Origin of the sequence: Aeromonas sp. WP2-W18-CRE-05, assembly GCF_014168615.1 — a bacterium.
In the GTDB taxonomy this organism is placed as follows: domain Bacteria; phylum Pseudomonadota; class Gammaproteobacteria; order Enterobacterales; family Aeromonadaceae; genus Aeromonas; species Aeromonas caviae.
In genome coordinates this window covers 191,302-205,000 of the sequence record NZ_AP021917.1, presented here as the reverse complement: position 1 = coordinate 205,000, position 13,699 = coordinate 191,302, and the positions used below count along the sequence as shown (strand labels likewise).

Here is a 13,699-nt window from a genome sequence, read left to right as displayed (position 1 = left end):
CAGTATCAGAATCCACTAAAAGAAAAGCCGGGACAAGCCCGGCTTTTTCTTTTATCACTCAGCAGCTGCTTCAGCAGCGGCCGGGCGGTCTACCAGCTCAATGTAAGCCATAGGAGCGTTGTCGCCAGCGCGGAAACCGCATTTCAGAATGCGAGTATAACCGCCGGCGCGCTCCAAGTAGCGCGGGCCCAGTTCATTGAACAGCTTAGCCACGATCGCGTTATCGCGAGTACGGGCAAATGCCAGGCGACGATTAGCAACGCTATCAGTCTTGGCAAGGGTGATCAGCGGTTCAACTACACGACGCAGCTCTTTTGCCTTAGGCAGAGTCGTCTTGATGATCTCATGACGAACCAGGGAGCTGGCCATGTTGCGGAACATAGCCTGACGATGGCTGCTGTTCCGGTTCAGTTGACGACCACTCAAACGATGGCGCATGACCTTATCCTTCTAACTAAATCTGTGAAACCCGTAATCTGGATTACTCGTCAGCGATGCTGGCGGGCGGCCAGTTCTCAAGGCGCATGCCAAGAGACAGACCACGGGAGGCCAACACGTCCTTGATCTCAGTCAGGGACTTCTTACCGAGGTTAGGAGTCTTAAGCAACTCAACTTCGGTACGCTGTACCAGATCACCAATATAGTGGATAGCTTCTGCCTTCAGACAGTTCGCTGAACGAACTGTCAGCTCCAAATCATCGACAGGACGCAGCAGAATCGGATCAAACTCGGGTTCCTCTTCTTTCTTCTCGGGCACGCTGACATCGCGCAGATCCACGAAGGCTTCCAGTTGCTCTGCCAGAATAGTGGCGGAACGACGGATGGCTTCTTCCGGATCCAGAGTACCATTGGTCTCCATGTCGATAACAAGCTTGTCCAAGTCGGTGCGCTGTTCCACACGTGCCGCCTCGACATTGTAGGCGATGCGAACGATGGGGCTGAACGCGGAGTCCAGCAGCAGGCGACCGATGGGACGCTCTTCATCATCGTTGTGAACACGAGCAGAAGCAGGCACATAACCACGACCGCGCTGAACTTTCAGGCGCATGCTGATCTCAGCATTTGCACCAGTCAGGTGGCAGATTACGTGCTCCGGGTTTACGATCTCGACTTCATCACCGTGAGTGATATCACCAGCGGTAACGGGGCCTGTTCCAGACTTGGTCAGGGACAGAGTTACCTCGTCCTTGCCTTCCAGCTTCACAGCGATACCTTTCAGGTTGAGCAGGATTTCAAGAATGTCTTCCTGTACACCTTCTTTGCTGCTGTACTCGTGCAGTACTCCGTCGATCTCGACTTCAGTAACCGCACAACCGGGCATAGATGACAGCAAAATACGACGCAGGGCATTGCCCAGCGTGTGGCCAAAGCCACGCTCAAGCGGCTCGAGAGTCACTTTCGCGTGAGTCGGGCTAACTTGCTCGATGTCAACTAGCCGCGGTTTAAGAAAATCTGTTACAGAACCCAGCATTGTGTCCTCTCTTTAGAAGCTAGCTTTACTTGGAGTAAAGCTCGACGATCAGCTGTTCGTTAATGTCGGCAGACAGGTCGGAACGCTCCGGCAGGCGCTTGAAGGCACCTTCCATCTTAGCAGCGTCAACCTCTACCCAAGTCGGCTTCTCGCGCTGACCAGCAACTTCCAGGGAAGCTTTGATACGCGCTTGCTTCTTAGCCTTCTCGCGAACGCAGATCACGTCCTCAGGGGATACCTGGAAAGAAGGAACATTCACAACGCGGCCGTTTACCATGATGGCTTTGTGGCTCACCAGCTGACGAGATTCAGCACGAGTGGCGCCGAAGCCCATGCGGTAGACGACGTTGTCCAGACGACCTTCCAGCAGCTGCAACAGGTTTTCACCGGTGTTACCCTTTTGACGGGCAGCGTCGCGGTAGTAGTTGCGGAACTGTTTTTCCAATACGCCGTAGATACGACGTACTTTTTGTTTCTCGCGCAGTTGCACACCGTAGTCGGACAGACGCGCTTTACGCGCACCGTGTTGACCAGGAACGGTGTCAATCTTGCACTTAGAATCAATCGCACGAACACCAGACTTCAGGAAGAGGTCGGTGCCCTCACGACGGCTAAGCTTAAGCTTAGGACCGATATATCTTGCCATCTTCTTTCTCCAACAATCCTAGACCAAGTAGCTACAGCGTTACACGCGGCGCTTCTTGGGAGGACGACAACCGTTGTGCGGGATCGGAGTCACATCAGTAATGTTAGTGATGCGGAAACCAGCCGCGTTCAGAGCGCGGATGGAAGACTCACGACCGGGACCCGGACCTTTGACCATGACTTCCAGGTTCTTCACGCCGTATTCTTTGGCGATCTCACCAGCACGCTCAGCAGCTACCTGGGCAGCAAACGGAGTGGACTTACGGGAACCACGGAAACCGGAACCACCAGAGGTAGCCCAAGACAGAGCATTGCCCTGACGGTCAGTAATGGTCACGATTGTGTTGTTGAAAGATGCATGAACGTGCGCAATACCGTCGCTCACTTGCTTTTTAACGCGCTTGCGAGCACGAGTCGGAGTTTTAGCCATTTTCTACCTTCCCGTTACTTCTTGATAGCCTTGCGCGGACCCTTACGGGTACGAGCGTTGGTCTTGGTACGTTGACCACGAACAGGCAGGCTACGACGGTGACGCAAACCACGGTAGCAACCCAGATCCATCAATCGCTTGATGTTCATGGAAATCTGACGACGCAGGTCACCTTCGACGGTGAATTTACCTACTTGTTCACGCAGACTCTCGATCTGAGCTTCGTCCAGGTCTTTAATTTTCACATTCTCAGCGATACCGGCTGCGGCACAGATGGCCTTGGAGCGGGTACGACCGACGCCATAAATAGCAGTCAACGCAATGACTGCATGTTTATGGTCAGGAATGTTAATGCCAGCGATACGGGCCACTATTCACTCCTACATATAGTAGATAACGACCACCACAAAGCCCGTGAGCGGATACGTGGCGGTCAACCAATACACAACAAAAGTTGGCTGGCTATATTAGCCAGCACAACTATTTGTTGCAAGTACTAACCGTAAAAAATTAGCCTTGGCGCTGTTTATGCTTTGGCTCGCTGCAAATCACACGCACCACACCGTGACGCTTGATGATTTTGCAGTTACGGCAGATTGCCTTAACGGAAGCACGAACTTTCATTGCTTAACTCCGTAACTACGCCGACCTTTAGCGGCCGTAGCCCTTCAGGTTGGCCTTCCTCAGGACGTCGCCATATTGATGAGACATCATATGGGTCTGAACCTGAGCCATGAAGTCCATGATAACTACCACGATAATCAGCAGCGAGGTGCCACCGAAGTAGAACTGTACGTTCCAGGCAGTCATCAGGAACTGGGGTACCAGACAGATAAAGGTAATATAGAGCGCACCTGCCAATGTCAGGCGAGTCATAACCTTATCGATGTAACGTGCTGTCTGCTCGCCCGGGCGGATCCCCGGGATAAAGGCTCCACTCTTCTTCAGGTTATCTGCTGTCTCGCGGGGGTTGAACACCAGCGCGGTATAGAAGAAGCAGAAGAAGATAATGGCTGCTGCATAGAGCATCTCGTACAAGGGCTGACCCGGCTGCAGGACCATAGAGACCTGTTGCAGAATGTCAGCGATCTTGCCCTCGCCCTGACCAAACCAGGAGGTAATGGTACCCGGGAAGAGGATGATGCTGGATGCGAAAATCGCAGGAATCACACCGGCCATATTCACTTTCAACGGCAGGTGTGTGCTTTGCGCAGCGAATACCTGGCGGCCTTGTTGACGCTTGGCATAGTTAACGACGATACGACGCTGACCACGCTCCACGAACACCACAAAGTAAGTCACAGCGAAAACAATCAAGCCCAGCAACAACAACAGCAGGATGTGCAATTCCCCTTGACGTGCCTGTTCGGCCGTAGCGCCAATGGCATGAGGCAGACCGGCGACGATACCTGTGAAGATAATCAACGAGATACCATTACCAATCCCACGCTCGGTAATCTGTTCACCCAACCACATCAAGAACATGGTACCGGTGACCAGACTCACAACGGCTGTGAAATAGAAGCCCAAACCCGGATGAGTCACGAGTCCTTGCATCATATTCGGCAGACCTGTTGCAATACCAATGGCCTGGAACGTTCCCAAAACCAGCGTGCCCCAACGGGTATATTGGCTAATCTTGCGACGGCCGGATTCACCTTCTTTCTTGAGTTCAGCAAGAGCAGGGTGAACCACAGTCAGCAGCTGGATAATAATCGACGCCGAAATGTACGGCATGATCCCCAGTGCAAGAATAGAAGCACGCGAGAGTGCACCACCACTGAACATGTTGAACATCTCAATGATGGTGCCCTTCTGTTGTTGGAACAACTCGGCCAGTACGGCGGCGTCAATACCAGGGATCGGCACATAAGAGCCTGCACGGAACACGATAATTGCCCCGAGAACGAAGAGCAGACGGCTCTTCAGTTCGCTCAGACCACCTTGTGCTTTAACATCCAATCCTGGTTTCTTAGCCATTGTACTGATTATTCCTCGATTTTACCGCCAGCGGCCTCGATGGCTGCACGTGCACCCTTGGTGACGGACAGACCACGAACGGTCACAGCACGGTCAATGTTGCCAGACAGAACAACTTTAGCGAACACGATGTTTTTGGTAATAACACCGGCTTGCTTCAGAGTGCTCACGTCGACCACATCACCTTCTACCAGGGCGATTTCATTCAGGCGCACTTCGGCAGAAACCAAAGATTTGCGAGAGAAGAAACCGAACTTCGGCAGACGGATTTTCAAAGGCATCTGGCCGCCTTCGAAACCGTTGCGGACCTTGCCGCCACCGGAACGAGAGGTCTGACCTTTAACACCACGACCACCGGTCTTGCCCAGACCAGAACCGATACCACGGCCCGGACGGTGCTTGACGCGCTTGGAGCCAGCGGCCGGAGACAGAGTATTCAGACGCATGCTTAGCCCTCCACCTTAACCATGTAATAAACCTGGTTGATCATGCCGCGTACGCAGGGAGTATCTTCCAGCTCAACGGTGTGACCAATGCGACGCAGACCCAGACCACGCAGAGTCGCCTTGTGCTTTGGCAGACGGCCGATAGAGCTGCGAGTTTGAGTTACTTTTACAGTGTTAGCCATGTCGCATTACCCCAGAATTTCTTCAACGCGCAGACCACGCTTGGCCGCGATCTGTTCCGGTGATTGACCGTGAACCAGAGCGTCGACAGTTGCGCGAACAACGTTGATTGGGTTGGTGGAACCGTAGGTCTTGGCCAGCACGTTGTGGATACCAGCAACTTCCAGTACGGCACGCATGGCGCCGCCTGCAATGATACCAGTACCTTGGGAGGCCGGCTTCATGAACACGGTGGAACCAGAGTGAACGCCACGCACCGGGTGGTGCAGGGTGCCGTTGTTCAGCTCAACCTTGTTCAGGTTACGCTTAGCCTGTTCCATCGCCTTTTGAATGGCGGCCGGAACTTCACGGGCCTTACCGTAACCGTAACCTACACGGCCGTTACCATCACCCACCACGGTCAACGCGGTGAAGGACATGATACGACCACCTTTAACAGTTTTCGAAACACGGTTTACTGCAATGAGCTTTTCTTGCAGTTCGCCGGCTTGAGATTCGACTTTAGCCATCTTCGACTCCTAGCTTAGAACTGAAGACCAGCGTCACGAGCAGCGGCAGCCAGAGCGGCTACACGACCGTGATACTTGAAACCGGAACGATCGAAAGATACGTTCTGAACGCCTTTGGCAATAGCACGCTCAGCGATAGCCTTACCTACAGCGGTAGCAGCATCTGCGTTACCGGTGTATTTCAGAGCTTCACTGATGGCTTTCTCTACTGTGGAAGCAGAGGCCAGAACTTCGGAACCGTTGGCTGCAATAACCTGCGCATAGATATGACGCGGGGTACGGTGAACAACCAGACGGGTAGCTCCCAGTTCCTGCATCTTTTTCCGAGCACGAGTAGCACGACGGAGACGAGCTGCTTTCTTGTCCATAGTGTTACCTTACTTCTTCTTAGCTTCTTTAGTACGCACTTGCTCGTTGGCATAGCGTACACCCTTGCCCTTGTAGGGCTCCGGAGCGCGGTAAGCACGGATATCGGCGGCGACTTGGCCAACCAGCTGCTTGTCCACACCACGCAGAACGATCTCGGTGGCGGACGGACATTCAGCGGTGACACCAGCCGGCAGCGCATGCTCTACCGGGTGAGAGAAGCCCAGTGCCAGCGCAACAGCATTGCCCTTGATGGAGGCTTTGTAACCTACACCAACCAGCTGCAGCTTGCGCTCGAAGCCTTGGGTAACACCGACTACCATGTTGTTGACCAATGCACGGGCAGTACCGGCCTGAGCGTCAGCACCAGCGATGCCATCGCGCGGGGCGAACTTCAGTACATTGTCTTCTTTGGTCACTTCTACACCGGCGTGGATGGAACGAACCAGGGAACCCTTGCCACCTTTGATGGACAGTTCTTGGCCGTTCAGAGTTACCTCTACGCCAGCAGGAATAGTGACGGGTGCCTTAGCAACGCGAGACATTTCCGACCTCCTATTAAGCGACGTAGCAGATGATCTCACCACCCATGCTTGCCTTGCGGGCAGCACGGTCGGTCATCACACCTTTAGACGTGGACACGATAGCAACACCGAGACCGCCCATGACTTTCGGCAGATCAGTAGTGCGCTTGTAAATACGCAGGCCGGGACGGCTCACGCGTTGGATCAGTTCTACAACCGGCTTGCCCTGGAAATACTTCAGTTCGATTTCCAGTTCCGGTTTCACGTCACCAGCTACGTTGTAGCCAGCGATGTAACCTTCTTCTTTCAGCACTTTGGCGATAGCCACTTTCAGCTTGGAAGAAGGCATGGAAACCGCAACTTTGCTCGCCGCCTGACCGTTACGGATGCGGGTCAGCATATCCGCGATCGGATCTTGCATGCTCATAGTCTAACTCCCGAGATTCTTACCAAGAGGCCTTTTTGAGGCCCGGAATTTCGCCCTTCATGGCATGCTCACGCACCTTGATGCGAGAGAGGCCAAACTTCCGCAGGAAACCGTGCGGACGACCAGTGATGTTGCAACGGTTACGCTGGCGGGACGGACTGGAATCACGGGGCAGCTGTTGCAGTTGCAAGACAGCATCCCAACGCGCTTCTTCAGAAGCGTTCATATCAACGATGATAGCTTTCAGCTCGGTACGCTTGGTCGCGAACTTGGCTGCCAGCTTCGCACGCTTTGCTTCACGTGCTTTCATGGATGTTTTAGCCATAACCCTAACCTTACTTGCGGAATGGGAAGTTAAAGGCAGCCAGCAGAGCACGGCCTTCTTCGTCGGTATTCGCGGAAGTGGTGATGGTGATATCCAGACCACGGACGCGATCGACCTTGTCATAGTCGATTTCCGGGAAGATGATTTGCTCACGCACGCCCATGGAGTAGTTACCACGGCCATCGAACGCCTTGGCGTTCAGACCACGGAAGTCACGGATACGCGGTACGGAGATGCAAATCAGCCGTTCCAGGAACTCCCACATACGCTCGCCACGCAGGGTTACTTTACAACCTATCGGGTAGCCTTCACGAATCTTGAAGCCCGCAACAGATTTGCGTGCTTTGGTGATCAGCGGCTTCTGACCGGAAATGGCAGCCATATCAGCAGCAGCATTTTCCAGCAATTTCTTGTCAGAGATCGCTTCACCAACACCCATGTTCAGGGTGATTTTCTCGATCCGAGGGACTTGCATGATAGTCTTGTAACCGAACTGCTTGGACAGTTCATTTACTACATCGGATTTGTAGTAATCATGCAGTTTCGCCATCGTTAAACTCCAATTACTTCACAAGTTCGCCGGTGGATTTGAAGAAACGGACTTTCTTGCCGTCTTCAATCCGGAAACCAACGCGGTCAGCCTTGCCAGTGGCAGAGTTGAACAGCGCGACGTTAGATACATCGATGGGGGCTTCTTTGGTGACGATGCCGCCAGCCTGACCCAGTGCGGGTACCGGCTTTTGGTGTTTCTTCACCTGGTTGATGCCTTCCACGATTACCTTACCTTTTGCAATCAGGACTTGAGTGACTTTGCCACGCTTGCCCTTGTCTTTGCCGGTAAGAACAATTACTTCGTCTTCGCGACGGATTTTAGCTGCCATCGTTCGACTCCTTACAGTACTTCGGGTGCCAGGGACACAATCTTCATGAACTTCTCGTTACGGAGTTCACGGGTCACCGGGCCAAAAATACGAGTACCGATTGGCTGTTGGTTGTTGTTAAGCAACACAGCCGCATTGTTGTCGAAACGGATGACAGAGCCGTCCGGACGACGAACGCCTTTACGGGTGCGTACGACCACCGCGTTATACACATCACCTTTCTTCACTTTACCGCGAGGAATGGCTTCCTTGATGGAAACCTTGATGATGTCGCCGATGCCGGCATAACGGCGGTGCGAACCACCCAGAACCTTAATACACATTACACTGCGAGCGCCGGAGTTGTCGGCAACACCCAGCATACTTTGCATCTGGATCATCTTAGTGCTCCGCTTTGTTTACTTCTTATCCCTGATGGGATCTGGCTGCCTTCAAAAGGCGCGAAACTATAACACAGCTATTTTTGAAAAGGTAGCCTAAAAAACAAACGGCCCCGATGGGGGGCCGTTTGGGCTAAAAAGTACCGAATTAGGCCTTTTCTACGACAGCAACCAGGGTCCAGGACTTGGTCTTGGACAGCGGGCGGCACTCGCGGATTTCCACGAGATCGCCAGCCTTGCACTCGTTGTTCTCGTCATGCACGTGCAGCTTGGTAGTGCGCTTGATGATCTTACCGTAGATCGGGTGCTTTACCTTGCGCTCGATAGCGACGGTGATGGACTTGTCCATCTTGTCGCTGATTACACGACCTTGCAGAGTACGGATCTTGTCAGTCATTACGCACCTGCCTTCTCAGTCAGTACAGTCTTGATACGTGCGACGTCACGACGCACTTGTTTCAGAGTGTGAGTCTGAGCCAGCTGGCCGGTGGAAGCTTGCATGCGCATGTTGAATTGCTCACGCAGCAGACCCAGCAGCTCCTGGTTCAGTTCTTCGACGCTCTTTTGACGCAGATCTTGGGCTTTCATCACATCACCGTCTTAATTACGAAAGTGGTCTGAACAGACAGCTTAGCTGCGGCCAGGGCAAACGCTTCACGCGCCAGAGCCTCAGGTACACCATCCATCTCGTACAGAACCTTGCCAGGCTGGATCGGGCAAACCCAGTATTCCACGTTACCCTTACCTTTACCCATACGAACTTCGAGGGGCTTTTCGGTGATGGGCTTGTCCGGGAACACACGGATCCAGATCTTGCCTTGACGCTTAACGTGACGGGTCATGGCACGACGGGCTGCTTCGATTTGACGAGCAGTCAGTTGACCACGAGATGTCGCCTTCAGGCCAAAGGTACCGAAGGATACTTCGTTACCGGCATTGGCCAGACCGCGGTTACGACCCTTGTGGGTCTTGCGGAATTTAGTACGCTTAGGTTGCAACATTTACCGAATCTCCTTACTTGGCAGCGCGGCGCTTGTTGTCACGCTTGGGCTTCGCAGGAGCTTGCTCTTGAGCAGCGGCAGCATTGACTGCAGCCAGACCGCCCAGAACTTCGCCCTTGAAGATCCAAACTTTAACGCCGATCACACCGTAAGTGGTGTGGGCTTCAGAAGTTGCGTAGTCGATGTCGGCGCGCAGGGTGTGCAGGGGCACACGACCTTCACGGTACCATTCGGTACGCGCGATTTCAGCACCGCCCAGACGACCGGAAACTTCCACTTTGATGCCCTTGGCACCCAGGCGCATGGCGTTCTGTACGGCGCGCTTCATAGCACGACGGAACATTACGCGACGCTCCAGCTGGGAAGTGATGCTGTCGGCAACCAGTTTGCCATCCAGCTCCGGCTTGCGGACTTCGGAAATGTTGATCTGAGCAGGCACGCCAGCGATTGCGGCTACAGCTTTGCGCAGTTTTTCAACGTCTTCGCCTTTCTTGCCGATCACGACACCCGGACGAGCGGTGTGAATGGTCACACGGATGCTCTTGGCCGGACGCTCGATGGTGATCTTGGACAAGGAAGCGTTCTTCAGCTCCTTGGTCAGGAACTGGCGTACTTGGAAATCGCTGTACAGGTTGTCAGCGAAGTCTTTGGTGTTCGCGAACCAGGTAGAATTCCAAGGCTTGGTAATACCCAGGCGAATGCCATTAGGATGTACTTTCTGACCCATTGCTTATCTCCCAGCCTTAGCGTCGGATACCACTACAGTGATGTGAGCGGTACGCTTGAGGATACGATCCGCGCGACCTTTGGCACGCGGGCGGATGCGCTTCATGGAGGGACCTTCGTCTACCATGATGGTGGCAACACGCAGGGTGTCGATATCGGCACCTTCGTTGTGCTCAGCGTTGGCAATGGCAGATTCCAGCACTTTCTTCACCAGAACAGCAGCCTTTTTCGGGCTGAAGGTCAGGATGTTCAGAGCCTTGTCTACGGACAGACCACGTACTTGATCGGCTACCAGACGAGCTTTCTGGGCAGAAGTACGGGCATAACGGTGTTTAGCGATAGCTTCCATCATTTATCCCTTAGCGCTTCTTAGCCTTCTTATCAGCAGCATGGCCGCGATAAGTACGAGTCGGTGCGAATTCACCCAGTTTGTGACCGATCATTTCTTCGGTAACAAAAACCGGAACGTGCTGACGACCATTATGGACAGCGATGGTCAAACCGATCATGTTCGGGATGATCATTGAACGACGGGACCAGGTCTTAACCGGCTTTTTATCCCCGCTTTCCACCGCTTTCTCTACCTTCTTCAGCAAGTGCAGGTCGATAAATGGACCCTTCTTGAGAGAACGTGGCATGGTGATTCCTCTATGTTAACAATTACTTGTTACGACGACGTACGATGTACTTGTCGGTACGCTTGTTCTTACGGGTCTTGAAGCCCTTAGCCTTCTGGCCCCATGGGGACACAGGCTGCATGCCCTTGTTACGACCCTCACCACCACCGTGCGGGTGATCAACCGGGTTCATCGCCATACCGCGAACGGTCGGACGAATACCACGCCAGCGGTTAGCACCGGCTTTACCCAGTTGACGCAGCATGTGCTCGGAGTTACCCACTTCACCGATGGTAGCGCGGCACTCGGCCAGAACTTTACGTACTTCGCCGGAACGCAGACGCAGAGTTACATAGTTACCTTCACGAGCCAGGATCTGGATGAAAGTACCAGCGGAACGAGCCAGCTGGGCACCTTTACCAGGCTTCATCTCAACGGCGTGAACGGTAGAACCGACCGGGATGTTGCGCATCGGCAGGGTGTTACCTACCTTGATGGCAGCATCAGCACCAGAGGCGATTGCATCACCAGCTTTCAGGCCTTTCGGAGCCAGGATGTAACGACGCTCACCGTCTGCATACAGCACCAGGGCGATGTTTGCGGTACGGTTGGGATCGTATTCCAGACGCTCAACTTTGGCCGGAATGCCGTCTTTGTCGCGCTTGAAGTCGATCAGACGGTAGTGTTGCTTGTGACCACCACCGATATGACGAGTGGTGATACGACCGTTGTTGTTACGGCCACCGGACTTGCTTTTGCTGTCCAGCAGAGCGGCGAAGGGCTTGCCCTTGTACAGCTCTTGGTTGACGATCTTGACGACGTGGCGGCGGCCCGGAGAAGTAGGCTTGCACTTAACGATTGCCATTTTTCAGAACTCCTCTTACTCGGCTGCGCCCATGAAGTCGATGTCCTGACCAGCTTTCAGGGTCACATAAGCCTTTTTCCAATCGGAACGACGGCCTACGCGTGCACCTGCGCGCTTGGTCTTACCCTTCATGTTCAGGGTACGGACGGTCTCAACTTCGACCTCGAACAGTTTCGCAACTGCAGCTTTGACTTCCGCCTTGGTGGCATCAACAGCAACTTTGAACACGATAGTGTTCTGCTTTTCTGCGACCATGGTGCTCTTTTCAGAGATGTGCGGAGCCTTCAGAACTTTCAGCAGACGCTCTTCACGGATCATGCCAGCATCTCCTCGATTTGCTTAACTGCGTCAGCAGTCATCAGAACCTTGTCGAAAGCGATCAGGCTGACCGGGTCGATACCGGCAACGTCACGCACGTCAACTTTGTACAGGTTACGAGCAGCCAGGAACAGGTTCTCATCGACTTCAGCAGTCACGATCAGAACGTCAGTCAGTTCCATTTCTTTCAGCTTGGCGATCAGTTCTTTGGTCTTCGGCGCTTCGATGCCGAACTTCTCAACAACGATCAGGCGCTCTTGACGTACCAGCTCGGACAGGATGCTACGGATAGCGCCGCGGTACATCTTCTTGTTTACTTTCTGGCTGTGATCTTGCGGCTTAGCAGCAAAGGTCACACCACCGGAACGCCAGATGGGCGAACGGATGGAGCCAGCACGGGCACGACCAGTACCCTTCTGACGCCACGGCTTTTTGCCGCCACCAGACACTTCAGAGCGAGTCAGCTGCGCACGAGTACCCTGACGGGCACCAGCGGCATATGCAACGACAACCTGGTGAACCAGAGCTTCGTTGAATTCGCGCCCGAAGGTAGTCTCGGAAACTTCAAGAGCGCTCTTGGCGTCTTTCATTACCAATTCCATTACTATCTCCTCAGACGTTACGCTTTGACGGCAGGTTTGACGATCACGTTGCCGTTGGTTGCACCCGGTACTGCGCCTTTGATGAGCAGCAGGTTGCGTTCAGCGTCAACACGAACCAGTTCCAGGTTCTGAGTCGTTACACGCTCAGCACCCATGTGACCAGCCATCTTCTTGCCCTTGAATACACGGCCCGGGGTCTGGTTTTGACCGATGGAGCCAGGTACACGGTGGGACAGGGAGTTACCGTGGGTCATATCCTGGGTACGGAAGTTCCAGCGCTTAACAGTACCGGCAAAACCTTTACCCTTGGATGTGCCGGTAACGTCTACCAGCTTAACGTCAGCGAGAAGATCTACTTTCAGCTCGCTACCAACAGTGAAAGTTTCACCGTTGTTCAGGCGGAATTCCCACAGACCGCGACCGGCTTCTACACCAGCTTTGGCGAAGAGGCCAGCTTCCGGCTTGGTTACGCGGCTGGCTTTCTTGGCGCCAGTGGTAACCTGAATAGCGTTGTAGCCGTCGGTTTCTACAGATTTGACCTGAGTTACACGGTTAGCTTCAACTTCGATAACAGTCACCGGGATAGAAACGCCATCTTCAGTGAAGATGCGAGTCATACCCACTTTGCGACCTACAAGACCGATTGTCATTGTTATCAACCTCTTTCCGTAATTAACCCAGGCTGATCTGGACGTCTACACCAGCTGCCAGATCCAGACGCATCAGAGCGTCTACGGTCTTGTCAGTCGGCTCAACGATGTCTACCAGACGCTTGTGAGTGCGGATCTCGTACTGATCACGCGCGTCTTTGTTGACGTGCGGGGAGATCAGAACGGTGAAACGCTCTTTGCGAGTCGGCAGCGGGATAGGACCGCGAACCTGCGCGCCAGTGCGCTTAGCAGTTTCAACGATTTCCGCAGTGGATTGATCGATCAGGCGATGATCAAAAGCCTTCAGGCGGATACGGATTCTTTGGTTCTGCATTGACAGAGCTCCAATAGATAAA

The 13,699-nt window shown here is 53.6% G+C and carries 28 protein-coding genes; all 28 read right to left on the bottom strand.

What is annotated here, in order from left to right; all coding sequences use genetic code 11:
* Positions 1-54 precede the first annotated feature (54 nt).
* On the bottom strand, positions 55-438 hold the full coding sequence (rplQ, locus tag H7R73_RS01005; protein ID WP_005307999.1) for a 50S ribosomal protein L17: 384 nt from the start codon (positions 436-438) through the stop codon (positions 55-57).
* Between the two features lie 43 nt (positions 439-481).
* On the bottom strand, positions 482-1,471 hold the full coding sequence (locus H7R73_RS01000) for a DNA-directed RNA polymerase subunit alpha (RefSeq protein ID WP_103259345.1): 990 nt from the start codon (positions 1,469-1,471) through the stop codon (positions 482-484).
* Positions 1,472-1,496: 25 nt separating this feature from the next.
* A complete protein-coding gene (gene rpsD / locus H7R73_RS00995) occupies positions 1,497-2,117 on the bottom strand; it encodes a 30S ribosomal protein S4 (RefSeq protein ID WP_010672568.1) in 621 nt (206 codons plus the stop codon).
* A gap of 39 nt (positions 2,118-2,156) precedes the next feature.
* A complete protein-coding gene (gene rpsK, locus H7R73_RS00990; RefSeq protein ID WP_005319702.1) occupies positions 2,157-2,546 on the bottom strand; it encodes a 30S ribosomal protein S11 in 390 nt (129 codons plus the stop codon).
* 14 nt (positions 2,547-2,560) lie between these two features.
* A complete protein-coding gene (gene rpsM / locus H7R73_RS00985; protein ID WP_005307991.1) occupies positions 2,561-2,917 on the bottom strand; it encodes a 30S ribosomal protein S13 in 357 nt (118 codons plus the stop codon).
* 139 nt (positions 2,918-3,056) lie between these two features.
* Entirely contained in the window at positions 3,057-3,170 is a 114-nt protein-coding gene (rpmJ, locus tag H7R73_RS00980) for a 50S ribosomal protein L36 (RefSeq protein ID WP_005319705.1), read from the bottom strand.
* A gap of 27 nt (positions 3,171-3,197) precedes the next feature.
* Positions 3,198-4,526: a preprotein translocase subunit SecY gene (gene secY / locus H7R73_RS00975; protein WP_010672567.1), complete on the bottom strand. Its 1,329-nt coding sequence runs from the start codon at positions 4,524-4,526 to the stop codon at positions 3,198-3,200.
* A gap of 8 nt (positions 4,527-4,534) precedes the next feature.
* Entirely contained in the window at positions 4,535-4,972 is a 438-nt protein-coding gene (gene rplO, locus H7R73_RS00970; RefSeq protein WP_005307987.1) for a 50S ribosomal protein L15, read from the bottom strand.
* A gap of 2 nt (positions 4,973-4,974) precedes the next feature.
* Positions 4,975-5,154: a 50S ribosomal protein L30 gene (gene rpmD / locus H7R73_RS00965; RefSeq protein ID WP_005307985.1), complete on the bottom strand. Its 180-nt coding sequence runs from the start codon at positions 5,152-5,154 to the stop codon at positions 4,975-4,977.
* Positions 5,155-5,160: 6 nt separating this feature from the next.
* Positions 5,161-5,661: a 30S ribosomal protein S5 gene (gene rpsE / locus H7R73_RS00960; protein ID WP_005340605.1), complete on the bottom strand. Its 501-nt coding sequence runs from the start codon at positions 5,659-5,661 to the stop codon at positions 5,161-5,163.
* A 14-nt stretch (positions 5,662-5,675) separates the two neighbouring features.
* Positions 5,676-6,029: a 50S ribosomal protein L18 gene (rplR, locus tag H7R73_RS00955; protein WP_010672566.1), complete on the bottom strand. Its 354-nt coding sequence runs from the start codon at positions 6,027-6,029 to the stop codon at positions 5,676-5,678.
* Positions 6,030-6,038: 9 nt separating this feature from the next.
* Positions 6,039-6,572 (bottom strand): 50S ribosomal protein L6, encoded by a 534-nt coding sequence (rplF, locus tag H7R73_RS00950; protein WP_010672565.1) that lies wholly within the window; start codon positions 6,570-6,572, stop codon positions 6,039-6,041.
* Positions 6,573-6,585: 13 nt separating this feature from the next.
* Complete coding sequence (rpsH, locus tag H7R73_RS00945; protein ID WP_010672564.1) at positions 6,586-6,978, bottom strand: 30S ribosomal protein S8; 393 nt, start codon at positions 6,976-6,978, stop codon at positions 6,586-6,588.
* A gap of 19 nt (positions 6,979-6,997) precedes the next feature.
* Positions 6,998-7,303 (bottom strand): 30S ribosomal protein S14, encoded by a 306-nt coding sequence (gene rpsN, locus H7R73_RS00940; protein WP_005331161.1) that lies wholly within the window; start codon positions 7,301-7,303, stop codon positions 6,998-7,000.
* A gap of 10 nt (positions 7,304-7,313) precedes the next feature.
* Positions 7,314-7,853: a 50S ribosomal protein L5 gene (gene rplE, locus H7R73_RS00935; RefSeq protein ID WP_005331162.1), complete on the bottom strand. Its 540-nt coding sequence runs from the start codon at positions 7,851-7,853 to the stop codon at positions 7,314-7,316.
* Positions 7,854-7,866: 13 nt separating this feature from the next.
* The gene (gene rplX / locus H7R73_RS00930) at positions 7,867-8,184 is read right to left on the bottom strand and encodes a 50S ribosomal protein L24 (protein WP_005307977.1); all 318 of its coding nucleotides are present in this window, start codon (positions 8,182-8,184) and stop codon (positions 7,867-7,869) included.
* 11 nt (positions 8,185-8,195) lie between these two features.
* The gene (rplN, locus tag H7R73_RS00925) at positions 8,196-8,564 is read right to left on the bottom strand and encodes a 50S ribosomal protein L14 (protein ID WP_005307975.1); all 369 of its coding nucleotides are present in this window, start codon (positions 8,562-8,564) and stop codon (positions 8,196-8,198) included.
* A gap of 148 nt (positions 8,565-8,712) precedes the next feature.
* A complete protein-coding gene (gene rpsQ / locus H7R73_RS00920; RefSeq protein WP_005307966.1) occupies positions 8,713-8,961 on the bottom strand; it encodes a 30S ribosomal protein S17 in 249 nt (82 codons plus the stop codon).
* Positions 8,961-9,152, bottom strand: a complete 192-nt coding sequence (gene rpmC, locus H7R73_RS00915) for a 50S ribosomal protein L29 (RefSeq protein WP_005307965.1) — start codon at positions 9,150-9,152, stop codon at positions 8,961-8,963. The genes rpsQ and rpmC overlap by 1 nt, the downstream gene beginning before the upstream one ends.
* Entirely contained in the window at positions 9,152-9,565 is a 414-nt protein-coding gene (gene rplP, locus H7R73_RS00910; protein WP_010672562.1) for a 50S ribosomal protein L16, read from the bottom strand. The genes rpmC and rplP overlap by 1 nt, the downstream gene beginning before the upstream one ends.
* A 13-nt stretch (positions 9,566-9,578) precedes the next feature.
* Positions 9,579-10,292 (bottom strand): 30S ribosomal protein S3, encoded by a 714-nt coding sequence (rpsC, locus tag H7R73_RS00905; RefSeq protein WP_005331168.1) that lies wholly within the window; start codon positions 10,290-10,292, stop codon positions 9,579-9,581.
* 3 nt (positions 10,293-10,295) lie between these two features.
* Positions 10,296-10,640 (bottom strand): 50S ribosomal protein L22, encoded by a 345-nt coding sequence (rplV, locus tag H7R73_RS00900; protein WP_010672561.1) that lies wholly within the window; start codon positions 10,638-10,640, stop codon positions 10,296-10,298.
* 10 nt (positions 10,641-10,650) lie between these two features.
* The gene (rpsS, locus tag H7R73_RS00895) at positions 10,651-10,929 is read right to left on the bottom strand and encodes a 30S ribosomal protein S19 (protein ID WP_005307960.1); all 279 of its coding nucleotides are present in this window, start codon (positions 10,927-10,929) and stop codon (positions 10,651-10,653) included.
* Positions 10,930-10,951: 22 nt separating this feature from the next.
* Positions 10,952-11,773, bottom strand: coding sequence for a 50S ribosomal protein L2 (gene rplB / locus H7R73_RS00890; RefSeq protein WP_010672560.1), 822 nt, complete (start codon positions 11,771-11,773; stop codon positions 10,952-10,954).
* Between the two features lie 15 nt (positions 11,774-11,788).
* On the bottom strand, positions 11,789-12,091 hold the full coding sequence (gene rplW / locus H7R73_RS00885; RefSeq protein ID WP_005307955.1) for a 50S ribosomal protein L23: 303 nt from the start codon (positions 12,089-12,091) through the stop codon (positions 11,789-11,791).
* Positions 12,088-12,693, bottom strand: coding sequence for a 50S ribosomal protein L4 (gene rplD, locus H7R73_RS00880; RefSeq protein WP_005340616.1), 606 nt, complete (start codon positions 12,691-12,693; stop codon positions 12,088-12,090). The genes rplW and rplD overlap by 4 nt, the downstream gene beginning before the upstream one ends.
* 17 nt (positions 12,694-12,710) lie before the next feature.
* Positions 12,711-13,343, bottom strand: coding sequence for a 50S ribosomal protein L3 (gene rplC / locus H7R73_RS00875; protein WP_182951448.1), 633 nt, complete (start codon positions 13,341-13,343; stop codon positions 12,711-12,713).
* 22 nt (positions 13,344-13,365) lie between these two features.
* Entirely contained in the window at positions 13,366-13,677 is a 312-nt protein-coding gene (rpsJ, locus tag H7R73_RS00870; RefSeq protein ID WP_005307944.1) for a 30S ribosomal protein S10, read from the bottom strand.
* Positions 13,678-13,699 lie beyond the last annotated feature (22 nt).